Raw genomic sequence first — 15,525 nt, forward strand, 5'->3', positions numbered from 1 at the left:
TCGACCAATAACCTTGCTTTTTCCTCATGATACCGGGTTGTGAACGAGGTGGATGCGACCAAAGGTCCCAAATGCGGCGAAATTCGCCCCGCAAAGCAAAACGGCCGGGCTTGGGGCCCGGCCGTCGGAAATTGGGGATCAGCAGCCGATCACTTGGCTGCGGTCGGCAGCGGCGCCGGATTGTCCGACAGCGAGTTCAGGTAAGCCAGCACGTCGGCGCGCTCCGAGTCCTTCTGGATGCCGGCAAAACCCATCGCGGTGCCCGGGATGTAACCCTTCGGATTGGCGATGAAGTGGTTGAGTTCCTCGATCGTCCAAGTGCCGCCCTTGGCCGCCATCGCTGCCGAGAATTTGAAGCCGCGGCCTTCGCCGACCTTGTCGCCGACGATGCCGTAGAGGTTCGGGCCGACGGCATTCTTGCCGCCCTTGTCGAAGGTGTGGCAGGCCGCGCACTTCTTGGCAGCGGCGGCGCCCTTCTCGACCGAGGCGGTCTGCAGCAGCTTCTCGATCGGCTCGGCCGCGGCCGGCGCAGCGGCTTCCTTGCCTGCGCCCTCGGCCTCCTTCACCGCGATCTCGAAACCCGGCTTCTCCGGCATTTTCGGCGCGAACAGCGCGCCGGCGGAAAAGCTCGTGACCAGCACGACCAGACAGGCGGCCAGGACGGCGCCGAGGATTTTGTTCAGTTCGAAGGAGTCCATTTTGGAATCAGGCTCCGAGGGCGGATTTCATTGCTTGGGGGCCGCGGGGCCGCGACCGTGAGTCGCCCCAGGATTCGAGAAAGGACTCGTGAAGGCATCGAGCGGAATCGAGCCGTCGCGCCTCCCCCTGCGGCAGAAGTGAGATATCGGTTTGCCCGTGCTCTGGCAACCCGTATAAGCGGGCCGCTTTCGCTGTCCCCATCAAGCCCGGCCGCGCTGTTGCGACCGGCTCCGACCTGCCGTTTCCCGGATGACCAAGTCCAAAATCCTCGTGCTGATCCCGGCCCGCATGGCCTCGACCCGCCTGCCCGGCAAGCCGCTGCTCGACATCGCAGGCCTCCCGATGATCGTGCAGGTGCTCCGCCGCGCCCAGGAGGCGGGAATCGGCCGGGTGGCGGTGGCGACCGACACGCCGGAGATCGCGGACGCCGTCGCTGCCGCGGGCGGCGAAGTGGTCATGACCAGGCCGGATCATCCCTCGGGGTCAGACCGCATCTACGAGGCCATGTGCAAGCTCGACCCGGCCCGCGAGGCCGAGATCGTGGTCAATCTGCAGGGCGACTTTCCGACCATCGACCCGCAGAATATCAGCGACGTGCTGCCGCCGCTCGAGGATCCCGCGGTCGACATCGCGACCCTTGCCGCGCAGATCCATACCGAGGAGGAGAGCCTCAATCCGAACGTCGTCAAGGCGGTCGGCTCGCCTGTCGGTGGACGGCGCCTGCGCGCGCTGTATTTCACCCGGGCCACGGCGCCGCATGGCGACGGACCGAGGTACCATCACATCGGCCTCTACGCCTACCGCCGGGCGGCGCTGGAGCGCTTCGTCAGCCTGCCGCCATCGCCGCTGGAGCAGCAGGAGAAGCTGGAACAGCTGCGGGCGCTGGAGGCCGGCATGCGCATCGACGTGATGGTGGTCGACGCCGTGCCCCGCGGCGTCGACACCCCGGCCGACCTCGAAACCGCACGCCGGCTGCTGTCCAAGGCTTAATTTGACAAAGGCTTGAGCTGCTAGAAGGCCCACCATGAGCAAGATCTTGAAAATCGCATTCCAGGGCGAGCCGGGAGCCAATTCCCACATCGCCATCTCCGAGGCCTATCCGACCGCCGAGGCCATGCCCTGCGCGACCTTCGAGGACGCGCTGAGCGCGATCTCCTCCGGCGAGGCCGATCTCGGCATGATCCCGATCGAGAACTCGGTCGCCGGCCGCGTCGCCGACATCCACCATCTGCTGCCGGCCTCGGGCCTCTACATCATCGGCGAATGGTTCCTGCCGGTGCGCCACCAGCTGATGGCGCTGAAGGGCACCAAGCTCGCCGACATCAAGACGGTCGAGAGCCACGTCCACGCGCTCGGCCAGTGCCGCCGCATCATCCGCCAGCTCGGCGTCCGGCCGATCGTCGCCGGCGACACCGCGGGCAGCGCGCGGGACGTCTCGCAGCGCGGCGACAAGAGCGTGGCGGCAATCGCCTCGCGGCTGGCCGCCGAGATCTACGGCCTCGACATCCTCGCCGAGGACATCGAGGACGAGGCCCACAACACCACCCGCTTCGTCGTGCTGGCGCGCCAGGAGCAGTGGGCCGAGCAGAATTCCGGACCCTTGGTGACGAGCTTCGTGTTCCGCGTCCGCAACCTGCCGGCCGCGCTGTACAAGGCGCTCGGCGGCTTCGCCACCAACGGCGTCAACATGACCAAGCTCGAGAGCTACATGGTCGACGGCAACTTCTTCGCCACGCAGTTCTACGCCGACGTCGACGGCCATCCCAACGACAAGGGGCTGGCCTTCGCGCTGGAGGAGCTGAAGTTCTTCTCGCGCGAGCTGCGCATCGTCGGCGTCTATCCGGCGCATCCGTTCCGCGCGACCTTCAGCGAGCGGATGGAGTGATCGGGGCTCACGCTTCGAGATAGGCCGCGAGCTCCGCGGGCGTTCCCGTCGGGAACGCCGCCTTCAGATGCTCGAGGAAGGCGGAGACGCGCGCGCTCAGCAGCCGGCGCGATGGATAGAGCGTCCACAGCGCGATGGCGGGCGCGTCCAGATCGCCCCAATGCGCCAGCCGGCCGGCCGCCAGATCGTGGCTGACGAGCGACAGCGGCAGGCACGCGGCGCCGACGCCCGCGCGGACCGCATCGCGAACCATGATCAGCGACGACAGGCGAAGGATGGGGTCGAACGCGATGCGCGATCGTTCCGCCGGCCCTTTCACCTCCCAGACTGCGTTCTGATCGCTGCCGCGCACGACCGCTGGAATGACGGCGTGATCCGCCGGCCGCGTCAGGCCTGGGCTCGCCACGACCACCAGTTGGTCGCGCAGGAAGATGCGTCCAACCAGACTTTCATCGGGATCGGGATTGACCCGGATCACCAGGTCATAGCCTTCCTCGACCATGTCGACGGTGCGGTCGTCGGTGGTCACGTCGAGACGGACCTCCGGATATCGAAGCGCAAACGCGGCGGCGAGCTTGCCCATCGCGGTCTGCGAGAACAGCAGCGGCGCACTGATCCGCAACCGGCCGCGCGGCTTGTCGCCGCCGGAGGAAATGGCGGCGACCGTCTCGTCGAGCTCGGTCAGCAGCGCCCCCGCGCGCTCGAACAGCGCCCGCCCCTCCTCGGTCAGCTTCAGCGCGCGTCCGCCGCGCTCGATGAGCCTGAGATCCAGGCTCGCTTCCAGCTCGCCGACCCGGCGGGACAGCGTTGCCTTGGGACGACCGCTGGCGCGGGCGGCACGGCCGAAGCCGCCGTGGCGGGCGACGAGGTTGAAATCGGCGAGCGCAAGCAGATCCATCCGTTCCACCAGTGAGACGACCTGTCCAGATATAGCGTCTATTGGCTCGCGTGTGGATCGATATCTTCCGGGTGTCCCAACAACCAACCCGGAGTGATCCCCATGACCATCCTCGTGACCGGCGCCACTGGAAATGTCGGCCGCCGCGTCGTCGAACAGCTCGTCAAGCGCGGCGCCGATGTCCGCGCCCTCGTCCGCGATCCCGCCAAGGCCAACTTTCCAGCGGGCGTTCAGATCGCCCAAGGCGACCTGCTCGACATCGATTCGCTCCGCGGCGCGTTCTCTGGCGTCTCGACGCTGTTTCTGCTCAACGCCGTCACATCAGACGAATTCACCCAGGCGCTGGTCGCGCTCAACATCGCTCGCGAGGCCGGCATCGAGCGGATCGTCTATCTCTCGGTGATCCACAGCGACGTCTACGTCAACGTGCCGCACTTCGCCGGCAAATTCGCCGTCGAGCGGATGATCGAGCAGATGGGCCTCAACGCCACCATCCTGCGGCCGGCCTACTTCATGAACAACGATCTCACGATCAGGGACGTCGTGCGCGGCTACGGCGTGTATCCGATGCCGATCGGCAGCAAAGGCCTCGCGATGATCGATGCCCGTGACATCGGCGAGATCGCGGCCATCGAGCTGATCCGCCGCGAGCAGTCCTCGACGCCGCTGCCGCTGACGCGGATCAACCTTGTCGGCCCGGACACGCTGACCGGCGCCGATGCCGCCGCTGTCTGGTCCGAGGTGCTGGGGCGTCCGATCGGCTATGGCGGCGACAACACCGCGGGCTTCGAGACCAATCTGCGGCAGGTCATGCCGAGCTGGATGGCGTTCGACATGCGGCTGATGAGCGAGCGCTTTCAGACCGACGGCATGGTGCCGGACGATGGCGACGTCGCCCGCCTGACCGCGCTGCTCGGCCGCCCCTTGCGCTCCTATCGCGACTTCGTCGCCGAGAGCGCGACCGTCGCCTGACGGCACACACCCCATGCGTCTGCGGGACGTCTCCATGAGAGCGTCCCGCGCAATCCAAGGAGGTCATCATGACCAATCAAACGAACGATGGCGTCACCATGAAGCCCAACATCCTCGTGCTCGGCGCGACCGGCGGCACCGGACGGCTGATCGTGCGCGACGCGCTGGCGCGCGGCCATCACGTCACCGCGCTGGTGCGCTCGCCGGAGAGGGCCGGGGATCTGCAAGGCGCGCAATTGATCGTCGGCGATGCCCGCGACGAAGCTACGCTGCGCAAGGCGCTCAAGGGACAGAACGCCGTGATCAGCTCACTGGGCACACCGCTCAGTCCATTCCGCGAGGTCACGACGCTCTCGACCTCGACGCGCGCGCTCGTCAACGCGATGAAGGCCGAGCATGTCGCGCGTCTGGTCGCCATCACCGGCATCGGCGCCGGCGACAGCCGCGGCCATGGCGGCTTCGTCTACGACCGGCTGATCCTGCCGCTGCTGCTGCGCAACGTCTACGCGGACAAGAACCGGCAGGAGGCCGTCATTCGCGACAGCGGGCTCGATTGGCTCATCGTTCGCCCCGCCATGCTGAACGACAAGCCTGGCGGGCAGAAGCTGCGTGCACTGACGGATCTCGCCGGCTTTCACGGCGGCACGATTGCGCGGGCCGACGTCGCGCGCTTCGTGGTGGACCAGGTGAGCGACGACAGCTTTCTGCATCGCTCGCCGCTGATCACATGGTGAGACCAGCGCCGTCCTGCTTATGCCGCCGCCTTCCGCTCGAGGCCGAAGGCGTCGGCGAGCAGGCTGTAGGAGCGCTTGCGGGCGTCGTGATCGTAGATCGCGGTGATCACCATCAGCTCGTCGGCCTGGCTCGCTGCGATCATCGGATCGAGCTTGGCCCGCACCGTCGCCGGCGCGCCCACGAACAGCCGCGAGCGGTTGCGCGCGATCGAGGCCCGGTCCGCGTCTGTATACATGTACGCCGCCGCTTCCTCCGGGCTCGGCAGCGGCAGGAACTGGCCGCGGTCGCGCCGCAAGCGGTTGAGGTCCATCGACGACGCCAGCCGCTCGGCCTCGGCGTCGGTCTCGGCTGTCACCACTGCGACTGCCAGGATCGCATGCGGCTGCGAGCGCCAGCGCGACGGTGTGAAATGCGCGCGGTAGGTCCGCATCGCATCCACGGCATCGTGGCTCGCGAAATGATGCGCGAAGCCGAACCCCATGCCGAGCTGCGCCGCCAGCTCGCTGGAATAGTCGCTGGAGCCGAGCAGCCAGATCGGCGGCAGCGGCGCATCATCGGGCATGGCGATCACGTTGTTGTAGGGATGGCCGGCGGGGAACTCGCGGGTCTCCCACAGCATCAGCTCATGCAGCCGCTCCAGGAAGTCATCGCCCTCACGACGGTCGAGCCGGCTGCGCAGCGCATAGGCCGTGGTGCCGTCGGTGCCGGGCGCGCGGCCCAGGCCGAGATCGATCCGGCCGGGAAACAGTGCCTCCAGCATCTTGAAGCGCTCCGCGACCACCAGCGGCGCATGGTTGGGCAGCATCACGCCGCCGGAGCCGACGCGGATGTGCTGCGTCGCTGCCGCGATCTGCCCAATCATGATGTCGGGCGACGGGCTCGCCACCGACGGCAGGCTGTGGTGCTCGGCCAGCCAGTAGCGGACGTAGCCGAGCTGATCGACGTGACGGGCCAGGTCGATGCTGTTACGCAGCGCCACTGACGCCGGCGTGGCGGTGGTGGTGACGGAGAGGTCGAGGACTGAAATCGGGATCATGGCTTCAACCTAATGACTGCGAGGCGCGCCACAATGGGCTGGAAGCGATGGTGACCTGCCGGAAATGCAGTGGATGGCTGGACCTAATGTTGGGACAATACGATTGTATACATCAACAAAACCAAACTATCCCACATTCAGAATTGATAAAAAACCCTTCGCCGTAATCGATAACCTTTGATATTGTTTACCTTTATCGTCCCACTCTGGATTTCCAATAGCTCCTCAAAAATCCGCTTCTTGCCATATCAGTGGGCCAAATCCCATTTCTGGTGGGCTGTTTATTGCAGCGCCCTTCCCTTATCTTGGCACATCCAGAGGCCGATCCCCTCTTGAGTTGAAATTTACGCCCCAGCCGGAACCTGCGTTGCCATGACCGACCTCGCCACCGCCATTGCCGACGGCCACACCGCGATTCCCCGGCCGAAGATCTCGTTCGAGTTCTTCCCGCCGAAGACCGAGGAGATGGACCGGACGCTGTGGGCCTCGATCGAGCGCCTCGCCCCGCTGGAGCCGAGCTTCGTCTCGGTGACCTATGGTGCCGGCGGCTCGACGCGCGAGCGCACCCACGCCACGATCGCGCGCATCCTGAAGGAAACCGCGCTGCTGCCGGCGGCGCATCTCACCTGCGTCGGCGCTTCGCGCCACGAGATCGACGAGGTCGTCGACCGCTATCACGAGGTCGGCGTCCGCCACATTGTGGCGCTGCGCGGCGATCCGCCCGGCGGCATCGGCACGCCCTACTACACCCATGCCGAAGGCTATCAGAGCTCGCCCGAGCTGATCGCCGGCATCAAGAAGCGCCATCCCGATATCGAGGTCTCGGTCTCGGCCTATCCGGAGAAGCACCCCGAGAGCCGCGACTTCGACGCCGACATCGACATGCTCAAGGCCAAGGTCGACGCCGGCGCCACCCGCGCCATCACCCAGGTGTTCTTCGACAACGATCTCTACTTCCGATACCTCGACCGTGTCCGCGCCCGCGGCATCACGATCCCGATCGTGCCCGGCATCATGCCGATGCACAATTTCAAGCAGGCGCGCGGCTTCGTGACCCGCGCCGGCACGACGGTGCCGGACTGGCTGGCCGAAAAATTCGACGGTCTCGACGACGATCCCGAGACCCGCAAGCTGGTCGCGGCGACCGTCGCCGCAGGCCAGGTGCAAAAGCTCGCCAAGCACGGCGTCGACACCTTCCATTTCTACACCATGAACCGCGCCGACCTCGTGTTCGCGATCAGCCATCTGCTCGGCATCCGTCCGAAGTCCGCCAACAAGGCTGCCGCCTGATGTCCGCCCCTGTATCTCCAGCGCGTACCGCCTTCCTTGCCGCTGCCCGCGAGCGCATCCTGATTCTCGACGGCGCCATGGGCACGATGATCCAGGCGCTGCAGCTCGACGAGGCCGCCTTCCGCAGCGAGCGGTTCCGCGACTTCCATCGCGACCTCCGCGGCAACAACGACCTGCTGATCCTGACGCAGCCCGCGGCGATCGAGGACATCCACGCGCAATATCTGCGCGCCGGGGCCGATATCGTCGCCACCAATACGTTCTCGGCGACCTCGATCGCGCAGGCCGATTACGACCTCTCCGACATCATCTACGAGCTCAACCGCGAGGGCGCCCGGCTCGCCCGCAATGCCGCGACCCGCGTCGCCGCCGAGGACGGCAAACAGCGCTTCGTTGCCGGCGCGATGGGTCCGACCAACCGCACCGCCTCGATCTCGCCTGACGTGTCGAACCCCGGCTACCGCGCCGTGACCTTCGACGATCTCCGGCCCGCCTATGGCGAGCAGGCGCGCGGGCTCTTGGATGGCGGCGCCGACATCCTGCTGCTCGAGACCATCTTCGACACGCTCAACGCCAAGGCGGCGCTGTACGCCATCGCCGAGCTCTGCGAGGAGCGCGGCATCGATGTGCCCGTGATGATCTCGGGCACCATCACCGACAAGTCCGGCCGCCTGCTCTCGGGCCAGATGCCGGAGGCGTTCTGGAATTCGGTCCGTCATGCCAAGCCGCTGACCATCGGCTTCAACTGTGCGCTCGGCGCCGAGGATCTGCGCGCGCATGTCGCCGACATCGGCCGCGTCGCCGACACGCTGGTCTGTGCCTATCCCAATGCCGGCCTGCCCAACGAGTTCGGTCAGTATGACGAGACGCCGGCCTACATGGCGCGGCTGATCGGCGAGTTCGCGTCGGCCGGCCTCGTCAACATCGTCGGCGGCTGCTGCGGCACCACCCCCGACCATATCGCCGCGATCGCCGCCGCCGTTGCCCCGCACAAGCCGCGCGCCGTGCCCGAGATCGCGCCGCGGCTGCGGCTGTCGGGCCTGGAGCCGTTCGAGCTGACGCCCGCCATTCCCTTCGTCAATGTTGGCGAGCGCACCAACGTCACCGGCTCGGCGAAATTCCGCAAGCTGATCACCGCCGGCGACTACACCGCGGCGCTGCAGGTCGCGCGCGACCAGGTCGAGAACGGCGCCCAGGTCATCGACGTCAACATGGACGAGGGCCTGCTCGATTCGGAAGCCGCGATGCGGACCTTCCTCAACCTCGTCGCCGCCGAGCCGGACATCGCCCGCGTGCCGGTGATGGTCGACTCCTCGAAATTCCACGTCATCGAGGCCGGCCTGAAATGCGTGCAGGGCAAGCCGGTGGTGAACTCGATCTCGCTCAAGGAGGGCGAGGAGAAGTTCATTCACGAAGCGAAGATCGCGCGCCGGCACGGCGCCGCGGTCGTGGTGATGGCATTCGACGAGACCGGCCAGGCGGATACCTACAAGCGCAAGACCGAGATCTGCGCCCGCGCCTACAAGATCCTGGTCGAGACGGTCGGCTTCCCACCGGAAGACATCATCTTCGATCCGAACATCTTCGCGATCGCTACCGGGCTCGAGGAACACAACAACTACGGCGTCGACTTCATCGAAGCGACACGCTGGATCCGCCAAAACCTGCCGCATGCCCACATTTCCGGCGGCGTGTCCAATCTCTCCTTCTCGTTCCGCGGCAACGAGCCAGTGCGCGAAGCCATGCATTCGGTGTTCCTGTATCACGCCATCAAGGCGGGCATGGACATGGGCATCGTCAATGCCGGTCAGATGATCGTCTATGACGACATCGATCCGGAGCTGCGCCAGGTGTGCGAGGACGTCGTGCTCAACCGCGACCCCGGCGCGTCCGAGCGGCTGCTGGCGCTCGCGGAGAAATTCCGTGGCCAGGGCAAGCAGACCAAGGAGGCCGATCTCGCCTGGCGCGAATGGCCGGTCGGCAAGCGGCTGAGCCACGCACTGGTGCATGGGATCACCGAGTTCATCGATGTGGACACCGAAGAGGCCCGCGCCGCTTCGACGCGGCCGCTCGACGTCATCGAAGGCCCGCTGATGGCCGGCATGAACGTGGTCGGCGACCTCTTCGGCGACGGCAAGATGTTCCTGCCGCAGGTGGTGAAGTCGGCGCGCGTGATGAAGCAGGCGGTCGCCTATCTGATGCCGTTCATGGAGGCGGAGAAGGCCGCCAACAAGGGCCGCGCCAATGAGCGCTCCAACGCCGGCAAGATCGTGCTCGCCACCGTCAAGGGCGACGTCCACGACATCGGCAAGAACATCGTCGGCATCGTGCTCCAGTGCAACAATTTCGAGGTCATCGACCTCGGCGTCATGGTGCCCGCCGCCAGGATCATCGAGACGGCGAAGGCCGAGAACGCCGACATCATCGGCCTGTCCGGCCTGATCACGCCCTCGCTCGACGAGATGGCGTATCTGGCGTCCGAGATGGAGCGCCAGGGCCTGAACTTGCCGCTCTTGATCGGCGGCGCCACGACGAGCCGCGTCCACACCGCCGTCAAGATCGACCCGAACTATCAGGGCGGTCCGGTGGTGCACGTCAACGACGCCAGCCGCGCCGTCGGCGTCGCCTCGTCGCTGCTGTCGCCCGAGCGCAAGGACGCCTACGCCGCCGACATCCGCGGCGAGTACCAGAAGATCGCCGCAGCGCATCTGCGCGGCCAGGCCGATAAGAAGCGGCTGTCGCTGAGGGACGCGCGCGCCAACGCGCCGAAGATCGACTTCGCCAAGGCGAAGCCGGTGAAGCCGACCTTCCTCGGCACCAAGACGTTCGTCGACTATGACCTCGCCGAGCTCGTGCCCTATATCGACTGGACTCCGTTCTTCCAGACCTGGGAGCTCGCCGGTCGTTTTCCTGGCATCCTCGACGATGCCAAGGTCGGCGAGGCCGCGCGGGCGCTGTATGACGACGCGCTGAAGATGCTCGAGCGCATCGTCGACGAGAAGTGGTTCACGGCGCGCGCCGTGATCGGCTTCTGGCCGGCGAACGCCGTCGGCGACGACATCGTGCTCTATGCCGACGACGGCCGCACCCAGGAGATCGCGACGCTGCACACGCTGCGGCAGCAACTCGAGAAGCGCGAGGGCCGCTTCAACACCGCGTTGTCCGATTTCGTCGCGCCTGTGGATGCCGGCGTGCCGGACTATGTCGGCGGCTTCGTCGTCACGACGGGCCTCGGCGAGGACGCCGTCGCCGACCGCTTCAAGAACGCCAATGACGACTACTCCTCGATCCTGGTCAAGGCACTGGCCGACCGCCTCGCCGAAGCCTTTGCCGAACGCCTGCATGCCCGCGTCCGCCGCGAGTTCTGGGCCTACGCCCCGGACGAGGCGCTCTCCGCCGATGACCTGATCCTGGAGAAGTATCAGGGCATCCGCCCGGCCCCCGGCTATCCGGCGCAGCCCGACCACACCGAGAAGGCGACCTTGTTCGAGCTGCTCGATGCCGAGAAGAATGCCGGCGTCCGCTTGACCGAGAGCTTTGCGATGTGGCCGGGCTCGTCGGTCTCGGGCCTCTATTTCGCCTCGCCGGAGAGCTTCTATTTCGGCGTCGGCAAGATCGAGCGCGACCAGGTCGAGGACTACGCCGCGCGCAAGGGCATGACGGTGACCGAGGTCGAGCGCTGGCTGGCGCCGATCCTGAACTACATCCCGGCGAGGGGCGGCCAGCAGGCAGAGACGCCTCGCGCAACCGCTGCGCCCGCTCCCGCAGCAGCCAACGACGCCGCGCCCGCGGAGCTCGCCAGTCATCCGGCCGGCTGCACCTGCGCCGTGCATCTGGCCTGGCGCAAGAAGGCGGTCGGCGCGAAGTAACCGGCCCAGTCACCACGCCCACAACTGTCGTCCCGGCGAACGCGGGGACCCATACCGCGTGATGTATCGGTCGTACGCGATCGCGGAGACCGAGCTCACCAACAACTTTCCGGGGTTATGGGTCCCTGCGTTCGCCGGGACGACACCTCGTGGTGGCGGACGGCTCTCGCCTCTCATCGGCGTTCGCGACACCGAGGGTTGGAGCCATCCTCCGTGTCTCCAGCGCCACGACCGCTCCGAATGACAAGGCGCCACAGTCGCCGCCAGGCGATGCGGCGTGGACATCGCCGCCGTAACCGGCTGAAATAGGCCCGGGGCCTTCGGGTGGTTTTGGTTCATGTCGTTGCAGTTCAGGCTTGCGTCGCGAAACCTGTTTCATGACAGGCTGCGCTTCATCGCGACCATCATCGGCATCATCTTCTCGATCGTGCTGGTGACCGTGCAGATGGGTCTCTATGTCGGCTTCCGCCGCATGGTCACGACCATGATCGACCATTCCCCCGCCGAGCTGTGGATCATGCCAGTCGGAACCAAATGCTTCGAGGACCCCTCGCTGCTCGACGAGCGGCAGCGGTTTCGCGCGCTTGCGGTTCCCGGCGTGGCGGAGGCGACGCCGCTGGTGATCGGCTATGCGCAATGGCGGCTGCCGCAGGGCACGACGACGCCGGTGTTCGTGGTCGGCTCGGAGCTGCGCGGACTCGGGCTGCATCCCTGGAACGTGGTGGAGGGACGGCTGGACGACCTGTCGGTGCCGGGCGCGGTCGCGATCGACCGGACCTATTTCGAGCGGCTCGGCATCACCGGCGTCGAGCAGGCCGCGGAGCTGCGCGATCGCAAGGTGCAGGTGATGGCGGTGACCAAGGGCATCCGCTCGTTCACGACGACGCCTTACGTTTTTACCGACGTGGAGCGCGCGCGGACCTATACCGGCATCGCGCCGAACAAGGCGTCCTATCTGCTGGTGAAGCTGACGCCCGATGCCGATCTCGGCACGGTGCAGCAGGCGCTGCGCGGCAATCTCGGAAACGTCGACGTGCTGACCGCAGCCGAGTTCCGCAGCCGCAGCCGCTCGTTCTGGCTGTTCGGCACCGGCGCCGGCGCGGCGCTATTCGCCGGCGCGCTGCTGGGACTGATCGTCGGCACCGTGATCGTGGCGCAGACGCTCTATTCCAGCACAAAGGATCATATCAACGAGTTCGCGACGCTGCGCGCGATCGGCTCGACCAGCCGCTACATCTACACCGTCATCATCTGGCAGGCGCTGCTCAGCGCCATCGTCGGCTTCGCCGGAGCCGCCGGCATCGGCAAGATCGTGGCGGCGGCGACGGCGGAATCGGCGCTGCCGGTCATCATGACGCCGGCGCTGACGGTCGCGCTGTTCGTGCTGACGGTGACGATGTGCATCGGCTCGGCGATCGCGGCGATCCTCAAGGTCATGCGCATCGATCCGACGCTGGTGTTCTCGCGATGACCGAGACCGTGCTCGAGGCCACCGATCTCGTGCATCACCTCGGCCAGGGGGCCGGCCGGGTGCAGGCGCTGAAGGGCGTGAGCCTGTCGCTGAAGGGCGGCGAGCTGGCGCTGCTGATGGGTCCCTCGGGCAGCGGCAAGACGACGCTGCTGTCGATCCTGGGCTGCCTGATGACGCCGGATGCCGGGACCGTGCGGGTTGCCAACCAGCCGGTCGCGGGGCTCGATCCCGAGGCGCTGGCGAAGCTGCGCCGCGAGCGCATCGGCTTCATCTTCCAATCCTATCATCTGTTTCCGACGCTGAACGCCGAGGACAACGTCCGGCTCGCGCTCGACGTACGCGGCGAGCGCGCGCGGGCGGCGAAGAAGGCGGCGCGCGAGGTGCTCGACAGGGTCGGCCTCGGCCCGAAGAAGCGGTCGTTCCCGCGCCAGCTCTCGGGCGGCGAGCAGCAGCGCGTCGCGATCGCCCGCGCCATCGTCGGCAAGACGCAGGTCATTCTCGCCGACGAGCCGACCGGCGCACTCGATACCGCCAACGGCCAGGCGATCATGACCCTGCTCGCCGATATCGCCAGGGATCCGTCGCGCGCGGTGCTGGTGGTGACGCACGATCCGCGCATTCTGCCGTTTGCCAATCGCGTCATCCACATCGAGGACGGCCGCATCGTCCGCGAGGAGAGCGGCGGCGAGTCCATGAAGAAAGTCTCGCACGCATGATATCGGGAATTCCAGAACGCGCTCACCTGCTCGGGCTCGTCGCCGCGGCTGCATTGGCGATCATCGTCACGCCGACCTCGATTCCACCGACAGCGCGCGCCGCCAATGCCCAGGAGGAACGCTGGCTGGCCGTCGCACCCGGCCGGGTCGAGCCGGCATCCGGCCTGATCAAGCTTGGCGCGCCGGTGGTCGGGCTGATCCAGGAGGTGCTGGTCAAGCCGAACGAGACCGTGTTCGCCGGCCAGGCGCTGGTGCGGCTCGGCGACGCCGAAGCCCGCGCGCAGCTCGCCAGCGCCGAGGCGCAGGTCGCGATGCGCAAGCGCGTGCGCAACAAGGAGTCGACGCCGTCTGGCGCGGGTCCGCGGCGCCGCGCCGAAGACGGCCTCGCCGATGCGCAGGCGGCGGTGTTCGACGCGCGTGCTGCGCTCGACAAGGCCGTGGCCGAGCGGCGCGCCGGGCGCGGCACCGATGCCGATGTCGACACTGCACGCACGCAACTGACAGCCGCGCAGGCGAAGCTGGAGCAGCAGGCCGACGAACTGCGCAAGGTCACCGCGGATGCGCCGCTGCCGGTCAGCGCCGAGGGCCAGCTCAACGTCGCCCGCAGCGAACTGCAGGGCGCCCGCGCCACGTTGGAAAAGCTCACCATCCGCGCGCCGCTCGACGGCGCGGTGCTGCAGGTCAATGCGCGCACCGGCGAGATCGCTTCGCCGCAGACAACGCCACCGCTGGTGCTGCTCGGCGATACGTCCTCGCTGCGCGTGCGCGCCGAGCTCGACCAGCGCGACCTCGACAAGATCAAGGTCGGCCAGCAGGCCGTGGTCCGCTCCGACGCCTTCCGGGGCCGCGACGTCGCCGGCAAGGTCGCCGCCATCGCCCCGCTGGTCGAGAGCAGCCGCACGGCTGCGCTCAGCCAGCGCAACATGACCGATGTCGACGTGGTGGAAGTGCTGGTCGATCTCGCCGAGCCGGGTCCGTTCGCGGTGGGCATGAAGGTGGACGTGTATTTCAGGCCGTGAGGGCTGGTGGCTCGACTGCGCTCCGCGCCTGGCTGCACAGCTTCTCTTGGCGGGCTGAGGTGAGAACATCTCTCGCCGCTGGCGCGGTGCACCTCGCCCCGCTTGCGGGGAGAGGTCGGATTGCATCGCCAGATGCAATCCGGGTGAGGGGGTGCAGGTCTTTCCGCTGACACTTCTCGTGCGGCTGCCCCTCTCCCCGTGAGGAACGGGAGAAGGAGCGCACCATCGCCGGGGCGGCGGCTCGCTCCAACAAGCTCAATCCCCGCTCGGCGGCGCCAGTGGCTGGACGATAGCCTGGAATGGCGACAGCGCCTCACAGCGGGCGGCGTGCGTGGCCAGCGCCGGGTAACGCGTCGCGTCGAACAGATGCGGATGCGCCTCGCGGGTGAAGCGCAGGACGCAGGCGACGGCGATGTCCGCGTGGCCGATGCGCTCGCCATACCAATAATCCGTCGTCGCGGCGGCGCGCTCGGCCTCCAGCATCGCCAGCACGCCGGAGATCTGCGTCTCGCAACGCGCGACCCACAGGGCCAGGCGGTCCTTGCGCAGCACGCGCTCATAGATCAGGCTGACGGCCTTGTCGCCGAGACCGGTCGCGAGCGCGATCGTATGCAGCTGCCTGCGGCGCGGCGCGCCGCTGCGCGCCAGCATGGCACGCTCGGGCCCGACGGCCTCATCGAGGTGATCGAGGATCGCCGCCGAATCGATCAGCGCCTCGCCGTCATCGAGCAGCAGCACCGGCACCCGGAGCAGCGGATTGTACGGCGCGATCTTGTCGGCATCGCCGAAGGTCGACCACGGCTTGTGCTCGAACGGGATGCCGTAGAGCTCGAGTGCGATCGCGGTGCGGCGGACGAAAGGCGAGTCGTATTGGCCGATCAGGAACATCGGTTATCCTCCTGTGCGGCGCATTGAAGCGCCGTTCGGCGCCGTTG

The 15,525-nt window shown here is 67.2% G+C and carries 13 protein-coding genes; 9 read left to right on the forward strand and 4 right to left on the reverse strand.

Translation table 11 applies throughout. From position 1 onward, the window contains the following. Positions 1-149 precede the first annotated feature (149 nt). Complete coding sequence (locus QX128_RS18720) at positions 150-698, reverse strand: c-type cytochrome (protein ID WP_316177215.1); 549 nt, start codon at positions 696-698, stop codon at positions 150-152. A 250-nt stretch (positions 699-948) separates the two neighbouring features. Here QX128_RS18720 and QX128_RS18725 point away from each other — a divergent pair, with 250 nt between their 5' ends. Further along, the gene (locus QX128_RS18725) at positions 949-1,689 is read left to right on the forward strand and encodes a 3-deoxy-manno-octulosonate cytidylyltransferase (RefSeq protein ID WP_316238185.1); all 741 of its coding nucleotides are present in this window, start codon (positions 949-951) and stop codon (positions 1,687-1,689) included. Positions 1,690-1,723: 34 nt separating this feature from the next. Next, positions 1,724-2,584: a prephenate dehydratase gene (locus QX128_RS18730; RefSeq protein ID WP_315805762.1), complete on the forward strand. Its 861-nt coding sequence runs from the start codon at positions 1,724-1,726 to the stop codon at positions 2,582-2,584. A gap of 7 nt (positions 2,585-2,591) precedes the next feature. Here QX128_RS18730 and QX128_RS18735 read toward each other — a convergent pair whose 3' ends face one another. Further along, on the reverse strand, positions 2,592-3,482 hold the full coding sequence (locus QX128_RS18735; RefSeq protein ID WP_316238186.1) for a LysR family transcriptional regulator: 891 nt from the start codon (positions 3,480-3,482) through the stop codon (positions 2,592-2,594). Between the two features lie 102 nt (positions 3,483-3,584). On the opposite strand from QX128_RS18735, the gene QX128_RS18740 reads away from it, so the two are divergent. Beyond that, on the forward strand, positions 3,585-4,454 hold the full coding sequence (locus tag QX128_RS18740) for an NmrA/HSCARG family protein (RefSeq protein ID WP_316238187.1): 870 nt from the start codon (positions 3,585-3,587) through the stop codon (positions 4,452-4,454). A gap of 68 nt (positions 4,455-4,522) precedes the next feature. Further along, entirely contained in the window at positions 4,523-5,188 is a 666-nt protein-coding gene (locus QX128_RS18745; RefSeq protein WP_316177205.1) for an SDR family oxidoreductase, read from the forward strand. Between the two features lie 17 nt (positions 5,189-5,205). Here QX128_RS18745 and QX128_RS18750 read toward each other — a convergent pair whose 3' ends face one another. After that, positions 5,206-6,225 carry an LLM class flavin-dependent oxidoreductase gene (locus tag QX128_RS18750; protein ID WP_315805758.1) on the reverse strand — a complete coding sequence of 340 codons (1,020 nt, stop codon included), beginning with the start codon at positions 6,223-6,225 and terminating at the stop codon, positions 5,206-5,208. Positions 6,226-6,597: 372 nt separating this feature from the next. Between QX128_RS18750 and metF the strand changes: the two genes are divergently transcribed. The 5 genes from metF (at position 6,598) to QX128_RS18775 (ending at position 14,590) form a co-directional block, all read left to right on the forward strand. Then, complete coding sequence (gene metF, locus QX128_RS18755) at positions 6,598-7,515, forward strand: methylenetetrahydrofolate reductase [NAD(P)H] (protein WP_315805757.1); 918 nt, start codon at positions 6,598-6,600, stop codon at positions 7,513-7,515. Next, positions 7,515-11,384 carry a methionine synthase gene (metH, locus tag QX128_RS18760; RefSeq protein WP_316238188.1) on the forward strand — a complete coding sequence of 1,290 codons (3,870 nt, stop codon included), beginning with the start codon at positions 7,515-7,517 and terminating at the stop codon, positions 11,382-11,384. Before metF ends, metH begins: the two co-directional genes overlap by 1 nt. A 337-nt stretch (positions 11,385-11,721) precedes the next feature. After that, the gene (locus QX128_RS18765; protein WP_316238189.1) at positions 11,722-12,855 is read left to right on the forward strand and encodes an ABC transporter permease; all 1,134 of its coding nucleotides are present in this window, start codon (positions 11,722-11,724) and stop codon (positions 12,853-12,855) included. Then, positions 12,852-13,571, forward strand: a complete 720-nt coding sequence (locus QX128_RS18770) for an ABC transporter ATP-binding protein (protein WP_316238190.1) — start codon at positions 12,852-12,854, stop codon at positions 13,569-13,571. The genes QX128_RS18765 and QX128_RS18770 overlap by 4 nt, the downstream gene beginning before the upstream one ends. Next, positions 13,568-14,590: an HlyD family secretion protein gene (locus tag QX128_RS18775; protein WP_316238191.1), complete on the forward strand. Its 1,023-nt coding sequence runs from the start codon at positions 13,568-13,570 to the stop codon at positions 14,588-14,590. The genes QX128_RS18770 and QX128_RS18775 overlap by 4 nt, the downstream gene beginning before the upstream one ends. 255 nt (positions 14,591-14,845) lie before the next feature. Here the strand turns inward: QX128_RS18775 and QX128_RS18780 are convergent, their stop codons facing one another. After that, a complete protein-coding gene (locus QX128_RS18780) occupies positions 14,846-15,478 on the reverse strand; it encodes a glutathione S-transferase N-terminal domain-containing protein (RefSeq protein WP_316238192.1) in 633 nt (210 codons plus the stop codon). Positions 15,479-15,525 lie beyond the last annotated feature (47 nt).

It is taken from the genome of Bradyrhizobium sp. SZCCHNR1015 (assembly GCF_032489875.1).
In the GTDB taxonomy this organism is placed as follows: Bacteria; Pseudomonadota; Alphaproteobacteria; order Rhizobiales; family Xanthobacteraceae; genus Bradyrhizobium.